This window comes from Brevundimonas sp., assembly GCF_023259385.1.
Taxonomy (GTDB): Bacteria; Pseudomonadota; Alphaproteobacteria; order Caulobacterales; family Caulobacteraceae; genus Brevundimonas.
Genome location: NZ_JAHFPF010000019.1, coordinates 1 through 23151 on the forward strand (window position 1 = coordinate 1; position 23151 = coordinate 23151).

Sequence of the window (23151 nt, forward strand, 5' to 3'; positions counted from 1 at the left end):
GGCCGGCGGAACAGACGGCGGCCACCCTGCCGGAGGCCGTGGTCATCGAAGGCTACGCCTCGCTGTGGGGCGTGGCGGATCTGAACCGGGACGTGGTGGCGAAGGGGGCGTTCGAGGCCTGTCTGGCCAGGACGGGCGCCGGCGGGGTGCGAATGCTGCACCAGCATGAGGGGCGGGCGGTGGTCGGGCTCTGGGACCGGATGGTCGAGGACGATCGAGGCTTGTTCGTCAGTGGACGGATCCTGGACTGGTCAGCCGAGGCGCGGTTCGCCGGGGCCTTGGCGAAGGCCGGGGCGATGGACGGGTTGTCCATCGGCTTTCGCGCGGTCCGGGCCCGGCGCGACGGGGCGCTGCGGGTGCTGACGGAAGTCGATCTGTGGGAGGTGTCGCTGGTGACCTTTCCCATGCTGCCGGGGGCGCGGTTCAGTCCGGTCCGATAACCCGAGAGGTTTGCCATCCATCGACCACCTTGCGGACGGCCGTGAGGAACGTCTGCTGCTTTACGGCGCGGCCCGCGACGATGGCGAAGAAGACGCCCAGGGCGAAGGGCAGGCGGAAGACGAAGACGAGCAGGAGGGCGATCACGCCGATCAGGGCCCAAAGCCCGATCAGCAAAGACATCTGGTCCGTGGGAACCCGGGGTTCGGGCGTGGGATCGGGTGTCAGGACCAAGGCCGGGAGGTGGCGCGGGGGCGCATCGACCTCCTGAACCCGCTGGAGCGCGCCGACATTGACGAGCGGGGGCGGTTCGACCGGCCGGGTGGCGGGGTCGTGGTCGTTGTGACGATGCAGGTTGAGCAGGGGGCTGGGCGGCATTTGCCGCGTCGGCTCGAAGGGAATGGACTGCCCCCGGGCGTCGACGGTGAAGACCTGATCGAAGGCCACGGTGGCGAAATCGATGGCGCGGGTGTCCTGGCCGTAGCTGTCGCCGAGGAGGCCGAGCAGGACGCCGTGGCGGACGCGGGCCTTGAAGGCGATCGGGTCGGGGAGGTGACCGACCATGACGTGGACCGTACCGAGGTCGCCGGTCGGGCCCGTGGTGGGCGCCGGACGGCTGCGATCGACGATCATTTCGGTGAACAGGCCGAAGCCGGAGTTGCGGCGTTGGCTGGGCCGGCTTTCCTCGAATTGGCCCGCCAGATCGGGGATCTCCGCGCGGAGGTCGTGGACCAAGGCGTCCATGACGGCCCGTTCGAGACGGGTGTAGCGGCTCATCGGACGGCGCCCGGGAGCGCGGCCGTGAGGCGGGCGAAACGAAGAGTTCCGGGGCGGTTCACGTCCCGACCCTAACCGCGATCGGCGGTTCTTCAACACCGGAGACAGAATGAAAGAGACCAAACAGGCCCCGGCCACGCCGGAGGCGCGCGCCGCCATGCATGAAATGATGGCCGCGTTCGAGGCGTTCAAAGGCGCCAACGACACGCGGCTGGATGAGATCGAGCGCAAGGCGTCGGCCGATACGCTGCTGGAAGAGAAGGTGGCGCGTATCGACCAGGCGGTGGCCAGCGCTCAGGCGCGGCTGGACCGGGTGGTCAGCGAAGGGCGTCGACCGCCGCTCGGGACCGAACCCAAGGTGATCGAGGCGCCCGAGGCCAAAGCGGCCTTCGACGGCTATCTGCGCGCGGGCGCATCATTCGGGCTGGAGCTGAAGGCGGGGCTGTCGTCGGCGTCGAACTCGGCCGGCTATGTCGTGCCTGAGCAGACCGAACGCGCCATCGAGCGGCGATTGATGGCCGGATCGCCGATGCGCGAGATCTCGACGGTGCGCACGGTGCAGGCCGGCGTCTTCCGCAAGCCGGTGTCCATCGCCGGCGTGGGCTCGGGCTGGGTGGCGGAGACGGCGGCGCGGCCCGAGACCGATCCGGCGACGCTGGCGCTGCTCGAGTTCCCGTCGGCCGATCTCTATGCCTGCCCGGCGGCGACCCAGTCGTTGCTGGACGACGCCCTGGTCGATCTGGACGAATGGCTGGCCGCGGAGGTCGAGGACGCCTTCACCGCGCAGGAAACCCAGGCCTTCGTCAACGGCGACGGGAGCAACAAGCCGCGTGGCTTCCTGGACTACACGATCGTCGCAGACGCCGATCAGGACTGGGGCGAGATCGGCTACGTCGCCTCCGGCGCGGCCGGCGCCTTCGCCCCGACCAGCCCGGCGGACCGCCTGATCGATCTGATCTACGCGCCGAAGGCCCAATACCGGCCCAACGCCCGCTTCGTGATGAACCGGCGCACGGTCTCAGCGGTGCGCAAATTCAAGGACGCGGACGGCAACTACATCTGGCAGCCGGCGCAGCGGGCGGGTGAGACGGCCTCGCTGCTGGGTTACCCGGTCACCGAGATCGAGACGATGCCGAACATCGCGGCCAATGCGGCGGCGATCGCGTTCGGCGATTTCCGGCGCGGCTATCTGATCGTCGATCGGGCGGGGGTGCGGGTGCTGAGGGACCCGTACTCGGCCAAGCCCTATGTGCTGTTCTACACCACCCGGCGTGTCGGCGGCGGGGTGCAGGACTTCGACGCGATCAAGGTGATGAAGTTCAGCGCGACCTAGCCCGCTGAGGGAGTGAGTTGGCGGCGGGTGGCGAGCGAGTCGCTACTCGCCGCCCGGCGTTCGCCACCATCAATCAAAGCGAGGTCGATATGACCGCACCGGTGTCCCTCACCGAGGCGAAGCTGTTCCTGCGCGTCGAGCACGGCGCTGAGGACGGGCTGATCCAGACATTGATCGACGCGGCCCGGGCGCGGGTCGAGGGCGACGTGGGCCTGATCCTGACGTCCACCTCGCCTGCTCCGTTGCGGCTGGCCATCCTGATGCTGACGCTGCGCGGCTATGAGCGCGGCGAGACCGAAATGCCGATCCAGCCGGTCGAGGCCTGGCTGGCGCCGTACCGCGTGGTGCGGTTGTGATCGCCGCGCGCAGGCCTTTGCTGGCCCAGGTGTTCGAGGTCATCGAGGCGGAGACGCCCTATGGCGGACGCAGCCTGACCTACGAGCTGATCGGTTCGGCCTGGCTCAGGGCGGGGCCGACGCGACGACGGGACAGGAGCGAAGCGGGGACCTCGACGACGGTTGAGACCCTGACGGCCGAGAGCCGGCTGGATTCCCGACTGACCGCCGGGCGTGTGCTGCGCTTCGGCGGGGGAGACTGGCGGATCGTCTCGGGCGAGCCGGTCGACCGCCGGAGCATCCTTCATCTGGAGCGGACGCGATGAGCCATGAACTGGCCCTGCAGAAGGCGCTGATCGTGCATTTGAAGCACGATCCGGCCACCTCGGCCTTGCTGGGCGGTCGGATGTGGGATGCGCCGCCGCCGGAGCCGAGCTATCCGCACCTGCTGATCGGCCGCAGCGAAAGCCGGCCGGTCGCGGCGGACGGCGGCGGGATCGAGCATCTGCTGACGTTGACCATCGTGTCCCGCTTCCAGGGCGCGGAGGAAGCCAAGGCCGCCCTGGCGTCGGTCCGTGCATGCCTGACCGATGCGACGCTGGAGGCGGACGGGGTGCGGACCGTCAGCCTGGGCGTGCGCTTCAGCGATGTCTGGCGGTCGCCCACCGGTCCCCGAACCTATGCGGTCCTGCGTGTGCGGGCCGTGACCGAAGAAATCTGAACCGGACGGAGATTCACATGAGCGCTCAACGCGGCAAGGACATCCTGCTGAAGATCGAAAGCGGGGGCGGCGGTTTCACGACCGTGGCGGGGTTGAGGGCGCGGACCATCGCCCTGAACGCCCGGACGGTCGACGCGACCGACGGCGACAGCGCCGGGCGTTGGCGTGAGCTGCTGTCCGGCGCTGGAGTGCGGTCGGCGGCGGTGAACGGACAGGGCGTGTTCCGGGATGCGGCCTCAGACGCCCTGATCCGCGAGGCCTTCTTCAGCCAGGCGGCGCGGATCTGGCGGCTGATCGTGCCGGACTTCGGGCAGTTGGAGGGACCGTTCCTGGTGGCGGCGCTGGAGTACGCCGGGGAGCATGAGGGGGAGGCGACTTTCGCGATCAGCCTGGCCAGCGCCGGCGAGATCGCCTTCGAGGCCCTGTGATGAATGGCGCACGGGGCGAGGCGAGGGTTCGACTGGCCGGCGAGGAACGCACGCTTTGCCTGACGCTGGGTGCGCTGGCGGAGATCGAGACGGCGTTGGGCGTGGAAGGGTTGGGCGGATTGGCGGACCGGATGCGCCGGTTGTCTGCGCGCGATCTGACGGCGGTGCTTACGGCTCTGCTCAGAGGCGGGGGCGAGACGGCGCTGGCCGGCGACCTGGTCGTGGCGATCGATCCGCGCGAGGCCGCTGAAGCGGTGGCGATGGCGTTCACGGCGGCGGCGGAATGAGCAACCGCTGGGGTGAGATGCTGCGGACCGCAGTGAGCCTGGGGATCCGGCCGGCGGTCTTCTGGCGCCTTTCGCTGAGGGAGTGGCGGATGCTGACGGCGCGGCCTTCCGGACCGGAGCCCATGGGACGCGATGCGTTCGAACGACTGGCGGAGGCATGGCCCGATGAATGAGATGTTCAGGCCCGATGGGCTGGAGGAGACGCCCCGACGGGTCGCGGAAGCGGCCGCGGCCCTGGAAAGTCTGCGGGAGCCCGCAGAGCGGGCGGCGGCGGCGGTCGAAGACGCCTTCGGGAAGGCGGCTGACGGACTGGCGCGATCATTGGCGAGGGCGGCGGCGGATGGGGAAATCACGCTCGCCGAACTGGCGCGCGCCGTGCTGTCGGTTGCCAACGGCGCGGGCGGCGGATCGTCGTCGGGGTTGTCGGGCGCCATCGCCAATGCCGTGTCGGGCCTGTTCTCGGGCAGTCGGGCGGACGGTGGCCCCGTCGTCGGTGGGGGAGCCTATCTGGTCGGCGAGCGCGGACCGGAAGTGTTTCGCCCCATAGGTTCGGGAACGATCGAAGCGGCAGCGGGAGGCGCGGTGACGGTGAATGTCTCCATCGGCGGCGGCGTCCCGAGCTTGCTGCGCTCCGAGGCCCAGATCGCGCAGATGCTGGCTCGAGCGGTGGCCTTGGGCGCGAGGAGGCTTTGATGTCTTTCCATGAGGTGAGACTGCCCACCCGTCTGGCGTTCGGATCGACGGGCGGGGTCGAGCGGCGAACCGAGGTGGTGACGCTGGGGTCGGGCCACGAGCGGCGATCGACGCCATGGGCGGCCGGCCGAAGGCGTTATCTGATCGGGGCCAATCTGCGGTCGCTGGACGACATGGCGACGCTGACAGCCTTCTTCGAAGCGCGGCGGGGGCGGTTGTACGGCTTCCGGTTTCGGGACTTCGCGGACTTCAAATCCTGTGCGCCGGGCGCGAGCGTCGGTCCGGCGGATCAGAGGCTGGGGCAAGGCGACGGAGCGCAAACGATGTTTACCTTGCGCAAGACCTACGGCGAGGGTCCGGACGCCTGGAGCCGCCTGATCGCCAAACCGATCGACGGATCGGTGCGGGTGGCCGTCAATGGAGTGGAGACCTCGGCCTTCACGGTCGATGTGGCGACGGGTCGGGTGACGCTGGCGGCGGCCCCTGCAATCGGAGCGGTGGTCACCGCCGGGTTCGAGTTCGATACGCCTGTGCGCTTCGACTCCGATCGGATCGAGGTGACGCTGGAGAGTTTCGACGCCGGCCGGATGGCCGCCTTGCCGCTGATCGAGATCAGGATCTGAGACATGCGCGACATACCGACCGAGCTGGTCGCCCGCATTGAAAGCGGGGCGGCGACGCTGTGCCATGTCTGGCTGCTGATGCGGCAGGACGGCGAGCGATTGGGCTTCACGGACCACGACCGCGACCTGGACCTCGACGGCGTGATCTGCCGCGCGGCCAGCGGCTGGACGGCCGGGGTTATGGAGAGCGCGGTGAATCGCGTCGGGACGGTCTCAGTGGCAGGTGTTCTGGATGACGCGATGATCCGCGCGGAGGATCTGAACGCCGGTCTGTACGACCGTGCGAGCATCGAGCTGTGGCGGGTGGATTGGGCCAGGCCCGAACTCAGGGTGCGGCTTTGGTGCGGACGGCTGGCCCGGGTGCGGCGGGAGGGTGAGGCCTTTACGGGAGAGCTGGAAGGGCCGTTCGCGGCGCTGGATCGGGTGGTCGGCCGGACCTTCGGCCGGGGCTGCGAGGCCGAACTGGGCGACAGTCGGTGCGGCGTGGTGCGCGCCGCCTTTCCGGGCCTGACCTGCGACCGGCGCTGGGCGACCTGCGTAGGCGTGTTCGGAAACGGGGCCAATTTCCGGGGCTTTCCCGACATCCCGGGCGACGATTTTCTCGCTGCATCTCCCGTGGAGGGTGGTCGGAACGACGGCGGGAGCCGCCGGTGAGGGCCCGGGTGCTGGCGGCGGCCCGGAGTTGGCTGGGAACACCCTATCGACATCAGGCCAGTATGAAGATGCAGGGGGCGGATTGCCTGGGGCTGGTGCGCGGGGTGTGGCGCGAGGTCGTGGGCGTGGAACCGGAGGCGGCCCTCGCCTACGGGCCCGACTGGGCGGAAGCGGGCGGTGAAGAGCTGTTGTGGGCTGCGGCGCGGCGATGGCTGGTCGAAATTCCGGTGGCGAGAGCGCAGGCGGGAGACGTGTTGCTGTTTCGCATGGCGGCGGGTGTGCCGGCCAAGCACTGCGCCATTCTGAGCGATGAGGCCGGCGAGGGGAGGATGATCCACGCCTACTGGGGGCGGGCGGTGGTGGAGAGCTGGATGGGGCGGTGGTGGCGCCGGCGGCTGGTCGCGGCTTTTGCCTGGCCCGCGCCCCGGGTCCCGGAAACAGACGGAGAATAGAGAAGATGGCGCAGGTGGTGCTGGGCGGCGTTGGGCAGGCCCTGGGCGGCGCGCCGGGCGCGATGCTGGGTAATTTCATCGGCCGCGGTATCGATCAGGCGGTCGTCGCGGGCCTGCAGCCGGCCCGGCAACGCGGGCCGAGGCTGGAAGGCCTGAAGCTGCAGAGCACTTCGGAAGGCGCTCCGATGGCCTGCATTCTGGGACGTGCCCGCGCGGTCGGACAGGTCATATGGGCCGCACGCTTCCTGGAGGACCGCCACACGTCGTCGGCCGGAAAGGGCGGGCCGCGCACAGTGGAGTACGGCTACTCCCTGAGCTTCGCGGTGGCGCTGTGCGAAGGCGAGATCGACGGGGTCGGAAGAATCTGGGCCGATGGCCAGCCGATGGATCTGTCCGGGGTCGTCTTCAGGGTGCATCGGGGCGGTGAGACCCAGGCGCCGGATCCCCTGATCGAGGCGGTTGAAGGCGTGGCGCCCGCCTATCGCGGGACAGCCTATGTGGTGTTCGAGGACTTGCCTCTGGGGCCGTTCGGCAACCGGATTCCGCAGCTGGCCTTCGAAGTTTTCAGGCGGCCGCGGGGCGTGGAGGCGCGACTCGAGGACCGGCTCGAGGGCGTCTGCCTGATCCCCGGCGCTGGGGAGTTCGTGCTGGCGACCGAAGCGGTTCTGCGGCGCGAAGGGCTGACGCGGACGACGCCGGAAAACGTCCATGGCGACGGGCGCGCCGATCTGACGGCTTCGCTGGATCAGCTCCAGGCGCAACTGCCGAATCTCAAGCGAGTCAGCCTGGTGCTCGGCTGGTTCGGTGACGACCTGCGCGCGGAGCATTGCCGGATCCGGCCCGGCGTCGAACGCGTCGGGAAGGCGACCGAGCCCCTGTCTTGGTCGGTGGCCGGGTTGGAACGACAGGACGCGCACCTGATCTCGGTCGCGAGCGGCGGCCCGGCCTATGGCGGCACGCCTTCCGATGACTGCGTGCGACAGGCCGTGGCGGAACTGAAGGCCCGGGGGCTGGAAGTGACACTGTACCCCTTTGTCTTCATGGACATTCCGGCGGACAACGCCTTGCCCGATCCGTATGGCGGATCGGCGCAGGCGGCCTATCCGTGGCGAGGGCGTCTGAAAGGGCGTGACGGTGCGGCTGCGGCGGATGATGTGGCCGAGGTGTTCGGCGCCGAAGACGGCTGGGGGCTCAGGCGTCTGGCGCTGCACTATGCGGCTCTGGCGGTGGAGACCGGCGCCGACGGATTGCTGATCGGCTCGGAGATGCGCGGGCTGACGACGACGCGCGACGTCCCCGGCGGCTTCCCGGCGGTCGGCGCATTCCGCGATCTGGCCGCCGAATGCAGGGCCGTAGTGGGCGCGGACGTCAAGTTGTCCTACGCCGCCGACTGGTCGGAGTACGCCGGCCCGCGCGATGGCGGAGACGTGCGGTTTCACCTTGACCCGCTGTGGGCCGATCCGAACATCGATTACGTCGGCATCGACTGGTATCCGCCGCTGGGCGATTGGCGCGACAGGGATGGCGGGCTGGATGCGGCGAACCACAAAGGTCCGGATGATCCTGCCTATCTGGCGGCCCAGGTCGCGGGCGGCGAGGGCTTTGACTGGTTCTACCGCGACGACGCGGATCGCGCTGCGCAGATGCGGACTCCGATCACCGACGGCCTGACGGGTGAGGACTGGGTGTTCCGGGCCAAGGACCTGGTCGGCTGGTGGAGCCATCCGCATCATGAGCGGACCAGCGGGGTGCGCAATGCGTCTCCGACCGCCTGGCTGCCCGGCATGAAGCCGGTACGGCTGGCGGAGTTCGGCTGTGCGGCAGTGGATCGGGGCGGCAATGCACCGAACCTGTTTCAGGACCCGAAGAGCGCAGAGAGCGCCCTGCCGCCGTTCTCGACCGGAGCGCGGGACGACCGGATGCAGCGGCGCGCGCTGGAGGCGGTGCTGAGTCATTTCGCGGAGAATAATCCGCTGTCGCCCATCTACGGCGGACCGATGCTCGAGGCCGCCGACGCCTGGTGCTGGGACGCCCGGCCATGGCCGGCCTTTCCCGGTCGAGACGACATCTGGGCCGATGCGTCGGGCTGGCGCTGCGGCCATTGGCTGAATGGCCGTCTGCACGGCGAGACGCGGGACCTGATCCACGCGCTTCTGGAACGAGGCGGGCTGGACACGTTCGAGATCGGCGCGGTGACGGGGCAGATGGATGGATACGTCGTCGATCGCCCGATGCGGGTCCGCGACGCGCTTGAACCTCTGCTGGCGGGGCTCGGGATGCGCATGGTCGAACGGGGCGGGCGCATCGCCGTGATCGGCGATGAACCGGTGACGGCGAACCTTCAGGTCGAGGCCTTCGCCTTGCCGGACGAGGGAAGCGCGGTCGGCGTGGAGCGGAGCCTGGAGCCGCGCCCGGCGATCGCGCGGGTGCGCTTCATCGACGGGGCGCGGGACTATCAGATCGGTTCGGTTCTGGCGCGCACAGCCGGGGACGGCGGGGACGTCGATCTGGACTTGCCCGCGGTGTGCGGGCCGGCGCTGGCGCAAGCGGCCGCGGAACGCGCCCTGATCGCCGGCGAGGGCGGGCGCCTGAAGGTGACGCTCGGCCCGGTCGAGGCCCTGCGGCTGGAGCCCGGCGATGTCGTCGCCATCGACGGATGGAGCGGGCTGTGGCGCGTGAGCGGCCTTGATATCTCCGAGGCCGCGTCGGCGACGCTGGAACCGGTCCGATCGGTTCACCCTGGCGATGACATGACCGTCCCTGGCCGTCCCGATCACGGCGCTGTGGTCGGTGCGCCCTTCTTCCGCATGATTGAGCTACCGCCCTTGCCGGGCGTGGAAGACGCCGTAGGCCCGCTCGCGGTGGTGGCGGCGGAGCCTTGGCGGCCGATGCAGGTTCGGGCGGGGACGTCGACCGACGCCCTGACCTTGCGCACGGATGTCGACCGGCCCGCGACGGTGGGCGTCCTGACAGCGCCCCTGTCGTCCGGCCCGCGGCACCGCTGGGACGAGACCTCCGTCCTGACGGTTCAGGTGGAGGGACGGGCGCCCGAAAGCCGGAGCGAAGCCGCTGTACTGGCCGGAGCCAATGCGGTCGCGGTCGAAACCCCTGCGGGATGGGAGTTGCTCCAGTTCCGGCAGGCGGACTTGCTCGGCGACGACGTGTGGCGGCTTTCGGGACTGCTGAGGGGACAGCAGGGCACCGAGGCGGCGATGCGCGTGGGCGCCGGAGCCGGAGCTATCGCAGTGCTTCTGGACGCCGTTCCGCCGAAGGTATTGTCGCCCCGGGCGGAGCGCGGTCTGCCGTTGCTCTGGCGTGCGGGACCGACCGGCCTGCCGGGCGGGCGAGGCGTCAGCGAACTTCATTGGACGCCCAGGGGGCTGCATGATCGGCCGTGGAGCCCCGCGCACCTGCGGTGTCGGGCGCGATCGAACGGCGACTATGACCTGACCTGGGCGCCTCGCGCCCGTCTCGACGGGGACCGATGGGACGGTGAAATCGCCGCGAGCGATCCCTCGCGGTTCCGGGTCCAGGTCATCCATGAGGGCGCGCCCGTACGGAGCGTCGAGGTCGAGACGGCGGCGGTCGTCTACGCGGGGGCGGATGTCGGGGCCGATTTCCCGGCAGGGCCACCCGAAGGCGTCATGATCTCGGTGGCGCAGTGGGGCGAAGGCTATGGTTGGGGCGAGACCGCGACCACGACGCTCTGAATTCGTCCATGAACGACGGAAGTGGTTTGCGGAATCCGCCGGATGACCTAACTGAAACGCTCGGCATCCAGCGCAGGAGCGGACTCGAACGTGGCGGGCGATCCCTACAAGGAACTGGGCGTGGCCCGGGGCGCGAGCCAGGACGAGATCAAGAAGGCGTTCCGCAAGCTCGCCAAGGAACTCCATCCCGACAAAAACCCCGGCAACAAGGACACCGACGAGCGCTTCAAGCGCGTGACGGCGGCCTTCGACATCCTGGGCGACAAGGACAAGCGGACGAAGTTCGACCGCGGCGAGATCGACGCCGACGGGCGCGAGCAGTTCCGCGGCTACGGCGGCGGTGCGGCGGGCGGCGGGCGTGGCCCCGGCCAGAGCCCGTTTGGCCAGGGCGGCCAGCGCGGTGGTTTCGAAAACATCGACCTGGATGAAATCTTCGGCGGCATGTTCAGCGGCGGAGCCCGTCCCGGGACGCGCGGTGGCGGGTTCGCGGCCAAGGGCCAGGATGTGCGGGCGACGCTGGAGATCGGCCTTGAGGATTCCATCTCCGGTGCAACCCGGCGGATCCAGTTCTCGGACGGGCGCACGTTGGACGTGGCCATTCCCAAGGGGGCAGGCGACGGCCAGACGATCCGGTTGAAAGGGCAGGGCATGCCCGGCCGCGGCGCCGAGAACGGCGACGCCCTCATCGAACTGAAGCTGATGCCGCACCCGATCTTCACGCGTGACGGGGCTGACCTGACCATGGATCAGCCGGTGCCGCTGTACGATGCGGTGCTGGGGGGCAAGGTTCCGGTCCGGACACCGGAGGGCACGGTCAGCATGACCATCCCGGCCGGCTCCAGTTCGGGCAAGGTGCTGCGCCTGAAGGGGCGGGGCGCCTACGCCAACGGCAAGCGCGGCGACCTGCTGGCCAAGCTGATGATCGTCCTGCCTGAAGACGACATGGCGCTGACCAAGCTGGCGCAGAAGGCGCGGGACGAGGGGCCGATCCGGCCGTTCCGGGACTAGGGCGGCGATGGCCAGCAAACCCAATATCAAACCGGCCCGCCCGTGGTTCTCCTCCGGGCCGACGGCGAAACGACCCGGATGGTCGTCGCAGGCCTTGCCGCATGACCTGCTGGGCCGCGGCATTCGCGCGCCCGAGGTGGTGGCGCGGTTCGCCCACGGACTGAAGCTGACCCGCGACCTGCTGCAGGTCCCGGCGGACTGGGCTCTGGTCTATGTGCCCGGTTCCGACACCGGCGCCGTCGAGGCGGCCATGTGGTCGATGCTGGGCGAGCGTCCCGTACAGGTCTTGGCGTTCGAGAATTTCGGCAAGGTCTGGGCGACCGATGCGAAGACCCACCTGAAGCTGGAACCCGAGGTGCTCTCGGCGCCGTGGGGTCAGTTCCCTGATGTGTCGAAGGTCGATCCGACGAAGGATCTGATCTTCCCCTGGAACGGCACGACCTCGGGCGTGAAGGCACCGGGGGCCGACTGGATCGCCGCGGATCGCGAGGGAATCGTGATCTGCGACGCCACCTCGGCCGCCTTCGCCATGCCCTTGCCGTGGGACAAGCTGGATGTGGTGACCTTCAGCTTCCAGAAAGCGCTGGGCGGCGAGGCGGGACTGGGCGTGGCCGCGTTGTCGCCCCGGGCGGTGGAGCGGCTGGACCGCTACGAGCCGCCGCGGCCGGTGCCCAAGGTGCTGCGGCTGCGCGATGACAAGGGCTTCGACCGGCTTCTGGCGACCGGCTCGATGCTGAACACCTTTTCGGTCTGGACGTTGGAAGACTGGATCGATGGGGTCGAATGGGGGCTGTCGGTCGGCGGTCTGGACGCCCTGATCGCCCGGACGGACGCCAATGCGGCGGCGCTGGACAAATGGGTGTCGCGCACGCCGTGGGTCGAATATCTGGCCGAAACCGCTGACATCCGCTCGACCACCTCCGTCTGCCTGAACATCGTCGATCCACGCGTTAGGGCCATGGACGACGATGCGCGCCGCGATCTGGTCATCCGCATGAAGGCGCTGGTCGAGGATGACGGCGCAGCGTTCGACATCGAAGGCCACCGCAACGCGCCTGCCGGACTGCGTGTGTGGTGCGGCTGTACGGTCGACGCCGACGACATCGAGGCCCTGACGCCGTGGCTGGACTGGGCGTTCGCGACGGCGATGGCGGATTATTCCGCCGACTGACGGGACACCCGGCGATTCCCCGGTTATAGGCTGCGCCCGCATTCCGGATACCGGACAAGCGGAGAGTGAACCTTGGCGAACGTCGCAGTGGTCGGCGCCCAGTGGGGCGACGAGGGCAAGGGCAAGATCGTCGACTGGCTGTCGAACCGGGCCGATATGGTCGTGCGGTTCCAGGGCGGTCACAACGCGGGCCACACGCTGGTCGTCGACGGCAAGGTCTACAAGCTGGCGCTGCTGCCGTCAGGCGTGGTGCAGGGCAAGCCCTCGATCATCGGCAACGGCGTGGTGGTCGATCCATGGCACCTGGTCGGCGAGATCGAGAAGATCCAGGCCCAGGGCGTCGCCATTACCCCCGACATCCTGACGATCGCGGACAACGCCTGCCTGATCCTGCCGATCCATCCGGCGCTGGACGTGGCGCGCGAGGCTGCCGCCAGCGCGCCGGGCGCCAAGATCGGCACGACCGGCCGCGGCATCGGCCCGGCCTATGAGGACAAGGTCGGCCGCCGCGCCATCCGTGTCTGCGACTTGGCCAACGAGGAAGACCTGAAGGTCAAGATCGACCGCCTGCGCTCGCACCACGATCCGCTGCGCGCGGGCCTGGGGCTGGAGCCGATCGATCCGGCGGCCCTGCTGGCGCAACTGTTCGAGATCGCGCCGAAGATCCTTCCTTACGTGAAACCGGCCTGGCGGGTGCTGGATCAGGCCAAGAAGGACGGCAAGCGCGTGCTGTTCGAGGGCGCGCAGGGCGCCTTCCTGGACGTGGACCACGGCACCTATCCCTATGTCACCAGCTCCAACACGGTGGCCGGACAGGCGGCGGCGGGGGCGGGCATCGGGCCGCGCGGCGTCGGCTATGTGCTGGGCATCGTGAAGGCTTATACGACCCGCGTCGGCGAAGGCCCGTTCGCCTGTGAGCTGAACGACGAAGTCGGAGAACATCTGGCGGTTGTAGGCCGCGAGGTCGGCGTGAACACCGGCCGTGCGCGTCGCTGCGGCTGGTTCGACGCCGTGCTGGTTCGCCAATCGGTGGCGATCAACGGCATCGACGGCATCGCGCTGACGAAACTCGATGTGCTGGACGGTCTGAAGACGCTGAAGATCTGCGTCGGTTACCGCATCAACGGCGAGGTGCTGGACTACCTGCCGTCCAGCCTGAAGGATCAGGCGTCGGCCGAGCCTGTGTTCGAGGAGCTGGAAGGCTGGACCGAGAGCACGGGCGGCGTGCGGACGTTCAAGGACCTGAACGCCCACGCGCTGAAATACGTGCGCCGGATCGAGGAGCTGATCGGGGCGCCGGTGGCCCTGCTGTCGACCAGCCCCGAGCGGGACGACACCATCATGATGCGCGATCCCTTCCTCGGCTAAGCCGGAACGCCAGCGTTCAAGGCAATTTAACCCCGCGCGGTCATAGGGTGGCGGACCTGAGGGAGGTTCGTGCGTGTTCGCAATTGATCGTCGTATCCTGGCCCGGATCGAACCGGTGACGAAGCGGGTCCTGATCGTGGATCCGAACCCTCACGCCGCGCGTCTGCTCAACGACATCGTCAAGGCGCTCGGCGCCCGCGACATCATCATCGAGGTCGACGAAGAGCGGGCGATGAAGGCCGCCGCTGCGCTGGAACCCGGGATCGTCTTCACCGAACGCACCGGCCCGGGCCTGGCCGGTGAAAGCTTGTCCCGCCGCATCCGCCGCTCCGATATGGACTGTCGGCGCGCGCCCATCATCATGGTGACGGCCGAGGCCACGGCCACGACCATCCTCGGCGCTCGCGACGCCGGCGTGCACGAATTCCTGCGCAAGCCCTTCACCAGCGGCGATCTGTTCAAACGGGTCGAGAACGTGGCCCTGAAGCCGCGCGACTGGATCGAGGCCGTCGGCTACGTCGGTCCTGACCGCCGCCGCTTCAACTCGGGCGAATACACCGGTCCGGCCAAGCGCAGGGGGGACCGCGCCGCCAGCGGCGCCGCCGCCGTTGAGGCCGCCAAGGACCAGGCCATGCGCATCCTGGCCTCGGCCCTGGACCAGTTCGATCACGATCCGATGCAGGCCGTCCGCGCGATCCGCGAACAGGCCGCGACGCTGAAGACCATCGCGATGAAGGTTTCGGACACACGGTTGGTGGTCGCCGTCGGCGCGCTGGAAGTCAGCTTGGCCTCGGGGCCTGGCACCAAGGAAACGTTGTCAGCCCCCATCGGCGCCCTGCTGGCCATGCATCAGGCCCAGCCCATGAAAAAGGCGGGCTGAAAACAGCCCGCCTTCGTTTCTTTCCTTTGGCGCTAACGCTCGCGACGCAGTCGCTCGCTGCGTGAGCGACCTTATGCGTTGACCAGGTTCCGCTCTTCGGCGGCGGCGCGCATGGCCTTCTGCAGCTTCTCGAACGCCCGCACCTCGATCTGGCGCACGCGCTCGCGGCTGACGCCGTACTGGCCGGCGAGTTCTTCCAGCGTGACCGGATCGTCCTTCAGGCGACGCTCGGTCAGGATGTGCTTCTCGCGGTCGGTCAACTCCTGCATGGCTTCCTGCAGAAGGCCCATGCGGAGCGACTTTTCCTCGCTCTCGGCCAGCGCCGTCTCCTGCGAAACGGCGGTGTCGTCGGCCAGCCAGTCCTGCCATTCGCTCTCGCCGTCGGCGCGGAGCGGCGCGTTCAGCGAGGCGTCGCCGCCGAGACGGCGGTTCATGCTGATGACGTCCTCGTTGGTCACGCCCAGCTTGGTGGCGATGGCCTCGACGTGCTCAGGGCGCAGGTCGCCTTCCTCGAAGGCCGAGATCTGGCTCTTGGCCTTGCGCAGGTTGAAGAAGAGCTTCTTCTGCGCCGCGGTGGTGCCCATCTTCACGAGCGACCAGCTGCGCAGGATGTATTCCTGGATCGAGGCGCGGATCCACCACATGGCGTAGGTCGCCAGACGGAAGCCCTTGTCCGGATCGAATTTCTTGACGGCCTGCATCAGGCCGACGTTGCCCTCGGAGATCACTTCGCCGATCGGCAGGCCGTAGCCGCGATACCCCATGGCGATCTTGGCCACGAGACGAAGGTGCGAGGTTACGAGGCGGTGGGCGGCTTCGGGGTCCTGATGCTCGGTCCAGCGCTTGGCCAGCATGAACTCTTCGTCCTTGGCCAGCATCGGAAACTTGCGGATTTCCGTGAGATAGCGCGACAGCCCCTGTTCAGGCGACATTACCGCGAGAGATTTAGCGACAGCCATGTGGTCCCTCCGACCGAAACTATGAGCGGGTCCATCGGAAACGGCCACCGAATGTGCGCCGCCGCCTCACCCCTCAACTGATGAAGTAGGGACGGGTTTCCGTCTTTGTCAGAGGCGGATCGTCACACGAAAGCGTGACCGTTGCCCGGGCGCCACTACGCCAGTCGAGGGAGCTTATAACCGATAGTCCGTCCTTAATCAAGACTGACTATTCAGAGGCCTAGAATCTGGCGGTAGGTCGGGTGGACGACGTCCGCGTGTTCCGGGTGTTTCTGGAAATAGGCCGAGAAGAACGGACAGACGGGCAGGATCAGAAGGCCGCGCGCGCGGGCGTCCTCGATCACGTACTTGGCCAGGCGGCTTGCGATGCCGCGGCCCTCCAGCTTCACGGGCACCAGGGTCTCGGTGATCATCAGATTTGGCGGCGACAGGTTGTAGGTCACCACGGCGATCTCGCCCTCGACCGGCAGTTCGTAGCGTTTGGCGTCGGCGTTATCGCGGATGTCAGGGTCGGCCATGGGAGTGTCCTTCAAAGCTCTGACAGCAGGGCCTCGAGCCGCTGCATGTCAGGAGGGGGAGGGGTTTCGAACCGCAGGGTTTCGCCCGTCACTGGATGGACGAACCCCAGGACGGCGGCGTGCAGGGCTTGTCGTGTCAGCCCGGCCTCGGCGATGGCCGCCCGAACGGGCGCCGCCGGGCTGCCGGAGCCGTAGGTCGCGTCACCCAGGATGGGAGAGCCTTTCGAGGCCAGATGCACCCGGATCTGATGGGTGCGGCCGGTATGAAGGGTGCAGGCGACCCGGGCGGCTAGGAAGGGCCCGGTCTGACGCAGCCCCTTTCCGCGCAAGACCAGATGCTCCCCGAAAACTTTTTGGACGGCGTAATCTGTGATGGCTTCTCGTCCACCAGACGTCAGCACAGCCATTTTCTTTCGATCCCCGTGCGAGCGACCGATCTGGGTCTGGATGCGACCTTCCCGCGGCATCGGAATCCCCCGCGTCAGGGCGATGTAGGTGCGTTCGATATCGTGCGTCGCGAACAGGGCCGAGAGGCCCGCGTGCGCCCGGTCGGTCTTGGCCGCGACCATCACGCCCGAGGTGTCCTTGTCCAGCCGGTGGACGATGCCCGGCCGGGCCACGCCGCCGATCCCGGACAGGCTGTCGCCGCAGTGGGCCAGCAGGGCGTTGACCAGCGTGCCGGTCTCGCTGCCCGGCGCCGGATGGGCGGCCATGCCCGCCGGCTTATCGATGACGATGAGGTCCGCGTCCTCGTAAAGCACGGTCAGCGGAATGGCCTCGGGCTGCGGCGTGGCCGGCGCCACGGGCGGCAGGATGACGACGTACTGACCCGCCCGCGCCTTGGCCGAGCCGCTGGTGAGAGTTTCGCCCTCGAAGCTGATCGCGCCCTCGGCCAGCAGCGCCTGCAGACGGGCGCGCGAAAGGGTGGGGAAGACATCCGCCAGCGCCTTGTCCAGACGCACGCCCGGCGTCTCGATGCGGGCCTCCAGCACCGTCGTCTCGTCGTCTTCCGTCAGCAGGGGTTCGTCGGACACCAGGCGCTCCGCCGCCGGACGGCGGTTCCGTCCGTCTAGCATGCTCTGGATAGTCGGCGTCAAACGGGGGACTTGGTCAAAGCTTAACCATAAGTTATCCTCCGGCCGTCTTCGGGGGAGGGGTCCCATGCGTACCGTTCTGTTGAGCATCGGCCTGATTGTCGCCACCACGCTGCTGGGCAGCTGCGCGACAATGAGCGCCGAAGAATGCGTGGCCGGCGACTGGAGCGGCAAGGGTTTCTCGGACGGCGCGGCGGGCTATGCCCAAAGCCGTCTGGGCGAGCATGCCGCAGCCTGCACCAAGCACGGGATCACGCCCGACGACGACGCCTACCGCGCCGGTTGGGCCCAAGGCGTGCTGCGCTACTGCACCCCGCCGAACGGCTTCGCGCAGGGCCGCAACGGCTCCGCCTACAACGGGGTCTGCCCGGCCAATCTCGAGGATGACTTCCTGCCCGCCTATCAGGACGGCCAGCTGGTCTATGCTTCGGAGCAGGCCATCTCCAATGCGCGCAGCAGCGTCGATAGTCTGGGCGGGCGGCTGGAAGAGCTGGACGACAAGCTCGCGTCCAAACAGCGCGAGCTGCGCGGCGAAGGGCTGACGGACGACCAGCGCGACCAGCTCCGCAACCGCATCCAGGAAATCCGCCGCGAGCGCGAGGATACCGAACGCAACTGGCGCCGCGCGCAGCGCGACCTCGACGACGCGGAGCGCAATGCGCGCGACGTCCGCTATCGTCTGCAGCGCCACTACGGCGCCTGGTGAATCCGGCGGGCGGGCGTCACGCGCCCGCCCTGCCGACAGGCGGTCAGGCCGCCTTCTTTTCCAGCTTGGCGTCCCACTGACCCAGCGAGGCCAGGCCGTTCATGCGGGCGCGGTGGTGGAAGGCCGCCTGGGCCTTGGCGACGTTCTCGGCCTTGCCCGACCAGGCGCGCTGCGGCGCGGCCTGCAGGGCGCGGCCGTACGAGAAGGTCATCTTCCACGGGAAGCCGCCGATGCGGTTCATGGCGTCCAGGTGAGCCGTGGCCTGTTCGTCCGTCTGGCCGCCCGACAGATAGGCGATGCCCGGCACGGCCGACGGCACGGTGGCCTTCAGGGCGGCGATGGTGCGCTCGGCGACTTCCTCGACCGTCGCCTGACGCAGGCTGCCCTTGCCCGAGATGACCATGTTCGGCTTCAGGATGATGCCTTCCAGCGCCACGCGCTGCTCGGCCAGTTCGTTGAAGACGGTCTGCAGCACCTGACGGGTGACCTCGTCGCAGCGCGCGATGTCGTGCGAACCGTCCATCAGCACTTCCGGCTCGACGATCGGCACGATCTGCTCCTGCTGGCAGATGCGGGCGTAGCGGGCCAGGGCGTGGGCGTTGGTCTTGATCGCGCCCCAGGTCGGGATGCCGTCGGCGATGTCGATGACGCCGCGCCACTTGGCGAAGCGGGCGCCGCGCTCGTAGTGGGCGCGCAGGCGCTTGGACAGGCCGTCCAGGCCCTTGGTCGCCGTCTCGCCCGGGAAGCCGGCCATCTTGGAGGCGCCCTTGTCGACCTTGATGCCCGGGATCGAGCCGGCGGCCGAGATCAGGTCGACCAGCGGCGTGCCGTCCTTGGCGTCCTGGTACAGGGTTTCCTCGAACAGGATCACGCCCGAGATGTGCTCGCGCATCGTCTGCTCTGAGCGGAACATCAGCTCGCGATAGTCGCGGCGATTCTCTTCGGTGTTCTCGACGCCGATCGCGTCAAAGCGCTTCTTGATCGTGCCCGTGGATTCGTCAGCCGCCAGAATGCCCTTGCCGGGCGCGACCATGGCCTCGGCCACGAGGTTGAGAGCCGCCAGATCCATCGGATTTCCCCTGAGTTGATGATTTGCGTGGCGGTCTAGCGCCGAACGCGGACGAAGTCATCACGCCTTGTTACAGGCGCGGGGCTCAGCGGCCCTTGAACAACGGTGTCCTTACTGGGCCTGCAGCGCCTCGACGCCGGGCAGGGGTTTGCCTTCCATCCATTCCAGGAAGGCGCCGCCGGCTGTGGAGACGAAGGTCATGTCGTCCGCCACGCCCGCATGGTGCAGCGCCGCGACCGTGTCGCCGCCGCCGGCCACCGCCACCAGCGCACCGGCCTTGGCCAGTTCCGCCGCATGCTTCGCCGCGGCCACCGTGGCGGCGTCGAAGGGCGGCACCTCGAACACGCCCAGCGGGCCGTTCCAGATCAGGGTCTTGGAGGCGTCCATGGCGGCGATCAGGCGCGCCACGGTCTCGGGGCCGGCGTCCAGGATCTTGTCGTCGGCGGACAGAGCCTCGCCCGCCTTGACGGTCCGCGTCGCGGCGCCCGGCTTGACCTCGGTCGCCACCACCACATCGACGGGCAGCAGCAGTTCACAGCCCTTGGCCTTCGCCGTCTCCATGATGGCGCGGGCGGTGTCGGCCATGTCCTTCTCGGCCAGCGAGCCGCCGATATCCACGCCCTGCGCATACAGGAAGGTGTTGGCCATGCCGCCGCCGATGGCCAGGCGGTCCAGCTTGGCGACCAGGTTCTGCAGCAGGTCCAGCTTGGTCGAGACCTTGGCCCCGCCCACGATCCCGATCACCGGCTTGACCGGATTGCCCAGCGCCTTGTCCAGCGCATCCAGCTCACGGCGCATCGACTCGCCCGCATAGGCCGGCAGCAGGCGCGCCAGTCCCTCGGTCGAGGCGTGGGCGCGGTGCGCGGCGGAGAAGGCGTCGTTGACGTAGACGTCGGCCAGCTCGGCCAGCTGCTTGGCGAAGGCCGGATCGTTCTTTTCCTCGCCCGCATGGAAGCGAACATTCTCCAGCAACACCACGCCGCCCGCATCCAGGTCGGCGATGGCGGCCTTGGCGTCCTCGCCGACGCAGTCATTGGCGAAACGGACGGGCGCGCCCAGCAGCTGCTCCAGGTCGTCGACGACCGGCTGCAGGCTCATCGACGGCACGCGCTGGCCCTTGGGCCGATCGAAGTGGGCCAGCAGGGCCACCTTGGCGCCCGCGTCGCGCAGCTTGTTTATCGTCGGCAGGGCTACGCGCAGGCGGGTGTCCTCGGTGACCTTCCCGGCCTCCATCGGCACATTGAAGTCCACGCGAACCAGCGCGGTCTTGCCGGCGAGGGAGCCTGCGTCGTCGAGAGTGCGGAAGGTCATGGCAGGCATCCGGTTACATCTGGCTCCACGCCCAGATGACGTAGACGAAAAAGACGGTGACGAAGGTGAGCATCAGTAGCAGGCCGCCGACAAGAATGCTCAGCAGAGGCCTTGGAGGACGAACCGATCCGCCCCGCCGCCAGAGGATGATCACCCAACCGGCGGAAAGCAGCCAGAAGATCGGGATGAGGCGGAGGAAGAGGTTCCACAGGCCGCCGGAGGTCAGCAGGTTTCCCTGCGACAACCCTTGGCCAATGTAGTGGGGCAGGTCGAACGCGGTCGGGCCACAGTACAGAGCCAGTGGCGCTGACAGAACCAGAAGGACCGTCAGCGCCCACTTCATTCTAGAGGAACTTCGCCATCACCAGCGCGGTGTCGGCCATCCGCGTCGCGAAGCCCCACTCGTTGTCGTACCAGCTGAGGACGCGGGCCAGCTTGCCGTCGACGACCTGGGTCTGCGGCAGGGCGGCGGTCGAGGACGCCGCGATGTGGTTCAGGTCCGACGAGACCAGCGGGTCGGTCGTCGTGAACAGCACGCCCTTCATCGGGCCATCGGCGGCGGCCTGCAGGGCGGCGTTGATCTCGGCGACGGTCACTTCACGACCGGCGACGACCTTCAGATCGACGACCGAGACGTTCGGGGTCGGGACGCGGATCGACGAGCCGTCCAGCTTGCCCTTCAGTTCCGGCAGGACCAGGCCCAGGGCCTTGGCGGCGCCCGTCGAGGTCGGGATCATCGACAGGGCGGCGGCGCGGCCGCGGTACAGGTCCTTGTGCATCGTATCCAGCGTCGGCTGGTCGCCGGTGTAGGCGTGGATGGTGGTCATGTAGCCGCGCTCGATGCCGAACAGGTCGTACAGCACCTTGGCCACCGGTGCCAGGGCGTTGGTGGTGCACGAGCCGTTCGAGACGATGATGTCGTCGGCGGTCAGGGTCTCGTGGTTGACCTTGTAGACGATGGTCTTGTCGGCGTTCTCGCCCGGGGCCGAGATCAGCACGCGCTTGGCGCCGGCCTTCAGGTGGGCCTCGGCCTTGTCACGGGCGGTGAAGATGCCGGTGCACTCGAACGCGATGTCGACGTTCAGTTCCTTGTGCGGCAGGTTCGCGGGATCGCGCTCGGCGGTCACCTTGATCTTGCCCAGGCCCACGTCGATCCAATCGTCGCCGTGCTCGACCGTGCCGGGGAAGCGGCCGTGGACCGAGTCGTACTTCAGCAGGTGGGCGTTGGTGGACACCGGGCCCAGATCGTTGATCGCCACCACTTCGATGTCGCGACGGCCGTGCTCGACGATCGAACGCAGGACGAGGCGGCCGATGCGGCCGAAACCATTGATGGCGACGCGGACGGTCATGGGCAGGGCTCCTTTGGAAGCGCGATGTTCAGGGTCGGCGCTTCAATGGAACCCCCGGGCCGGGGATTCAACCCCGCGACCGTAACAAGGCGTGATCAACTGTAACGCCGACCCTCAATCGGTACGGCGCGACCGGGGCCCCGGACCATTCGGGCTCAGCCCGTCGAAGGCCGTCACCCGCCCGCCCGCATCGCGGCTGAAGCGGTAGCGCCGCGAGGGATCGCCGACCACGGTGAAAGTGTCTCCGTCCAGCCGCCGCAGCAGAACCGGCGGACGCCGGCCGCGCGCGATGGCCACGCCGTCGCCGCTCACCGACACCGCGGCCTCGCCATAGGTCCCGGCATAGGGGGCCAGATCGCCCGGCGCGGTCGATGCCGTCAGCGCCTCTAGCGCCCAGGCGGCGTCGCGACGCCCGGCGTCGGCCGCGACGATTCGCTCCAGCGCCAGCGCCTGCGCGCGGTCCAGCGCTTCGTTCCACGGCGTGGCCTCGTCGGGCTGCACGCCGCTGCCTTCCCAGTTTCGGCCCGTAACGGGATTTCGGGGCGACCCTTGCGAGATGAAGACCGCGAACCCGCCGCCGACGAGAACCATGCCGCCCGGATTGGCCGCGCCGCCGGACGCCTCGCCGACGATCGTCGCGCGGCGGGCGCCCTGCAGGGTGTAGGGGAAGGCCTCGCCCGCCGATCCGGTCCGGGCGCTGATCAGCACATACAGCGGCACGTCCAGCCGGGGCGTCGGATAGAAGACCGTCGGCGCCTCGCTCTCCATACCCTCGCGGCTATGGAAGACGTTGTAGATCGGCGCGTTGGCCGGGGTGAAGGCGCTGGTCAGATAGCCGACCATCGACGGCGCGCCGCCGCCGTTGTCGCGCAGATCGAAGATGACCGCGTCCGTATCCGCCACGAAGGCCAGGGCCGCGTCCGCCGCCTTGCGCGCCGGATCGTCCGCATTGGAGAAGTCGATGTTCGAGAACTGGCGCAGGTCGATGTAGCCGATGTTGCCCGGCAGGATCTCGACCTTGCGGAAGCCATAGTGGGCGCGCGCCTCCGGGTTCGGGCCCCGCGCCACGGGCCTGGGCGCTGGCCCGCCCTCGCCCGGACGCGGGCGGGCGACGGGTGCGTCCGGATCGTAGGCGACGTTGAAATGCGCGTCGGCGGGCCGCAGGCGGGCGCTCAGCGCGGCGGCCAGGTCCGGTCCGTCCGTCAGGGCGTCGAAGGCGCCGGAGGCGGCGGCCTGTTCCAGATCGCCGGCGATCCGCTCGGCG

The 23151-nt window shown here is 68.7% G+C and carries 27 protein-coding genes; 18 read left to right on the plus strand and 9 right to left on the minus strand.

Translation table 11 applies throughout. The annotated features are described in order from the left end of the window. Positions 1–71: 71 nt before the first annotated feature. Positions 72–440 (plus strand): HK97 family phage prohead protease, encoded by a 369-nt coding sequence (locus Q0C81_RS02535; RefSeq protein ID WP_367117965.1) that lies wholly within the window; start codon positions 72–74, stop codon positions 438–440. Here the strand turns inward: Q0C81_RS02535 and Q0C81_RS02540 are convergent. Next, the gene (locus tag Q0C81_RS02540; protein WP_291833051.1) at positions 424–1215 is read right to left on the minus strand and encodes a hypothetical protein; all 792 of its coding nucleotides are present in this window, start codon (positions 1213–1215) and stop codon (positions 424–426) included. The two genes, Q0C81_RS02535 and Q0C81_RS02540, sit on opposite strands and share 17 nt — an antisense overlap. A 109-nt stretch (positions 1216–1324) precedes the next feature. Here Q0C81_RS02540 and Q0C81_RS02545 point away from each other — a divergent pair, with 109 nt between their 5' ends. From Q0C81_RS02545 to Q0C81_RS02620, 16 genes are all read left to right on the plus strand, one after another. Then, positions 1325–2548, plus strand: a complete 1224-nt coding sequence (locus Q0C81_RS02545; protein WP_291833053.1) for a phage major capsid protein — start codon at positions 1325–1327, stop codon at positions 2546–2548. Between the two features lie 89 nt (positions 2549–2637). Next, positions 2638–2904: a head-tail connector protein gene (locus tag Q0C81_RS02550; RefSeq protein WP_291833056.1), complete on the plus strand. Its 267-nt coding sequence runs from the start codon at positions 2638–2640 to the stop codon at positions 2902–2904. Next, entirely contained in the window at positions 2901–3209 is a 309-nt protein-coding gene (locus Q0C81_RS02555; protein WP_291833059.1) for a phage head-tail adapter protein, read from the plus strand. The genes Q0C81_RS02550 and Q0C81_RS02555 overlap by 4 nt, the downstream gene beginning before the upstream one ends. Next, on the plus strand, positions 3206–3604 hold the full coding sequence (locus Q0C81_RS02560) for a DUF3168 domain-containing protein (RefSeq protein WP_291833062.1): 399 nt from the start codon (positions 3206–3208) through the stop codon (positions 3602–3604). Before Q0C81_RS02555 ends, Q0C81_RS02560 begins: the two co-directional genes overlap by 4 nt. A gap of 17 nt (positions 3605–3621) precedes the next feature. Beyond that, on the plus strand, positions 3622–4032 hold the full coding sequence (locus Q0C81_RS02565) for a phage major tail protein, TP901-1 family (protein ID WP_291833065.1): 411 nt from the start codon (positions 3622–3624) through the stop codon (positions 4030–4032). After that, the gene (locus Q0C81_RS02570; RefSeq protein ID WP_291833067.1) at positions 4032–4319 is read left to right on the plus strand and encodes a GTA-gp10 family protein; all 288 of its coding nucleotides are present in this window, start codon (positions 4032–4034) and stop codon (positions 4317–4319) included. Before Q0C81_RS02565 ends, Q0C81_RS02570 begins: the two co-directional genes overlap by 1 nt. A 17-nt stretch (positions 4320–4336) precedes the next feature. After that, a complete protein-coding gene (locus Q0C81_RS02575) occupies positions 4337–4492 on the plus strand; it encodes a phage tail assembly chaperone (RefSeq protein WP_291833128.1) in 156 nt (51 codons plus the stop codon). Beyond that, positions 4485–5012 carry a phage tail tape measure protein gene (locus Q0C81_RS02580; protein WP_291833070.1) on the plus strand — a complete coding sequence of 176 codons (528 nt, stop codon included), beginning with the start codon at positions 4485–4487 and terminating at the stop codon, positions 5010–5012. The genes Q0C81_RS02575 and Q0C81_RS02580 overlap by 8 nt, the downstream gene beginning before the upstream one ends. Continuing rightward, positions 5012–5635: a DUF2460 domain-containing protein gene (locus tag Q0C81_RS02585; protein ID WP_291833072.1), complete on the plus strand. Its 624-nt coding sequence runs from the start codon at positions 5012–5014 to the stop codon at positions 5633–5635. Before Q0C81_RS02580 ends, Q0C81_RS02585 begins: the two co-directional genes overlap by 1 nt. 3 nt (positions 5636–5638) lie before the next feature. Next, positions 5639–6289 carry a DUF2163 domain-containing protein gene (locus Q0C81_RS02590; RefSeq protein ID WP_291833074.1) on the plus strand — a complete coding sequence of 217 codons (651 nt, stop codon included), beginning with the start codon at positions 5639–5641 and terminating at the stop codon, positions 6287–6289. A 62-nt stretch (positions 6290–6351) separates the two neighbouring features. After that, positions 6352–6741 carry an NlpC/P60 family protein gene (locus tag Q0C81_RS02595; protein ID WP_291833077.1) on the plus strand — a complete coding sequence of 130 codons (390 nt, stop codon included), beginning with the start codon at positions 6352–6354 and terminating at the stop codon, positions 6739–6741. Positions 6742–6746: 5 nt separating this feature from the next. Next, complete coding sequence (locus Q0C81_RS02600) at positions 6747–10451, plus strand: glycoside hydrolase/phage tail family protein (RefSeq protein WP_291833080.1); 3705 nt, start codon at positions 6747–6749, stop codon at positions 10449–10451. 90 nt (positions 10452–10541) lie between these two features. Continuing rightward, positions 10542–11459: a J domain-containing protein gene (locus tag Q0C81_RS02605; protein ID WP_291833083.1), complete on the plus strand. Its 918-nt coding sequence runs from the start codon at positions 10542–10544 to the stop codon at positions 11457–11459. Between the two features lie 7 nt (positions 11460–11466). Further along, entirely contained in the window at positions 11467–12630 is a 1164-nt protein-coding gene (locus tag Q0C81_RS02610; RefSeq protein ID WP_291833088.1) for a phosphoserine transaminase, read from the plus strand. A gap of 72 nt (positions 12631–12702) precedes the next feature. Continuing rightward, positions 12703–13998: an adenylosuccinate synthase gene (locus Q0C81_RS02615; RefSeq protein WP_291833091.1), complete on the plus strand. Its 1296-nt coding sequence runs from the start codon at positions 12703–12705 to the stop codon at positions 13996–13998. Positions 13999–14071: 73 nt separating this feature from the next. Then, positions 14072–14878 (plus strand): response regulator, encoded by an 807-nt coding sequence (locus Q0C81_RS02620; protein WP_291833092.1) that lies wholly within the window; start codon positions 14072–14074, stop codon positions 14876–14878. 71 nt (positions 14879–14949) lie between these two features. Here the strand turns inward: Q0C81_RS02620 and rpoH are convergent, their stop codons facing one another. The 3 genes from rpoH to Q0C81_RS02635 all read right to left on the minus strand — a co-directional run bounded on the left by rpoH (position 14950) and on the right by Q0C81_RS02635 (position 17389). Next, positions 14950–15837: an RNA polymerase sigma factor RpoH gene (rpoH, locus tag Q0C81_RS02625; RefSeq protein WP_291833096.1), complete on the minus strand. Its 888-nt coding sequence runs from the start codon at positions 15835–15837 to the stop codon at positions 14950–14952. A 212-nt stretch (positions 15838–16049) separates the two neighbouring features. Continuing rightward, positions 16050–16355 carry a GNAT family N-acetyltransferase gene (locus Q0C81_RS02630; protein ID WP_291833099.1) on the minus strand — a complete coding sequence of 102 codons (306 nt, stop codon included), beginning with the start codon at positions 16353–16355 and terminating at the stop codon, positions 16050–16052. A gap of 11 nt (positions 16356–16366) precedes the next feature. Continuing rightward, positions 16367–17389, minus strand: a complete 1023-nt coding sequence (locus Q0C81_RS02635; protein WP_291833103.1) for an RluA family pseudouridine synthase — start codon at positions 17387–17389, stop codon at positions 16367–16369. Between the two features lie 127 nt (positions 17390–17516). On the opposite strand from Q0C81_RS02635, the gene Q0C81_RS02640 reads away from it, so the two are divergent. Next, a complete protein-coding gene (locus tag Q0C81_RS02640) occupies positions 17517–18155 on the plus strand; it encodes a DUF2799 domain-containing protein (RefSeq protein WP_291833106.1) in 639 nt (212 codons plus the stop codon). 43 nt (positions 18156–18198) lie between these two features. Here the strand turns inward: Q0C81_RS02640 and Q0C81_RS02645 are convergent, their stop codons facing one another. The 5 genes from Q0C81_RS02645 to Q0C81_RS02665 all read right to left on the minus strand — a co-directional run. Beyond that, the gene (locus tag Q0C81_RS02645; protein ID WP_291833109.1) at positions 18199–19224 is read right to left on the minus strand and encodes a class I fructose-bisphosphate aldolase; all 1026 of its coding nucleotides are present in this window, start codon (positions 19222–19224) and stop codon (positions 18199–18201) included. Positions 19225–19335: 111 nt separating this feature from the next. Then, positions 19336–20535, minus strand: a complete 1200-nt coding sequence (gene pgk / locus Q0C81_RS02650) for a phosphoglycerate kinase (protein ID WP_291833112.1) — start codon at positions 20533–20535, stop codon at positions 19336–19338. Between the two features lie 13 nt (positions 20536–20548). After that, the gene (locus tag Q0C81_RS02655; protein WP_291833115.1) at positions 20549–20878 is read right to left on the minus strand and encodes a hypothetical protein; all 330 of its coding nucleotides are present in this window, start codon (positions 20876–20878) and stop codon (positions 20549–20551) included. A gap of 1 nt (position 20879) precedes the next feature. Next, positions 20880–21887 (minus strand): type I glyceraldehyde-3-phosphate dehydrogenase, encoded by a 1008-nt coding sequence (gene gap / locus Q0C81_RS02660; RefSeq protein ID WP_291833119.1) that lies wholly within the window; start codon positions 21885–21887, stop codon positions 20880–20882. Positions 21888–22001: 114 nt separating this feature from the next. Next, the coding region (locus tag Q0C81_RS02665) for a S41 family peptidase (RefSeq protein WP_291833122.1) at positions 22002–23151 on the minus strand (1150 nt) is incomplete at its 5' end.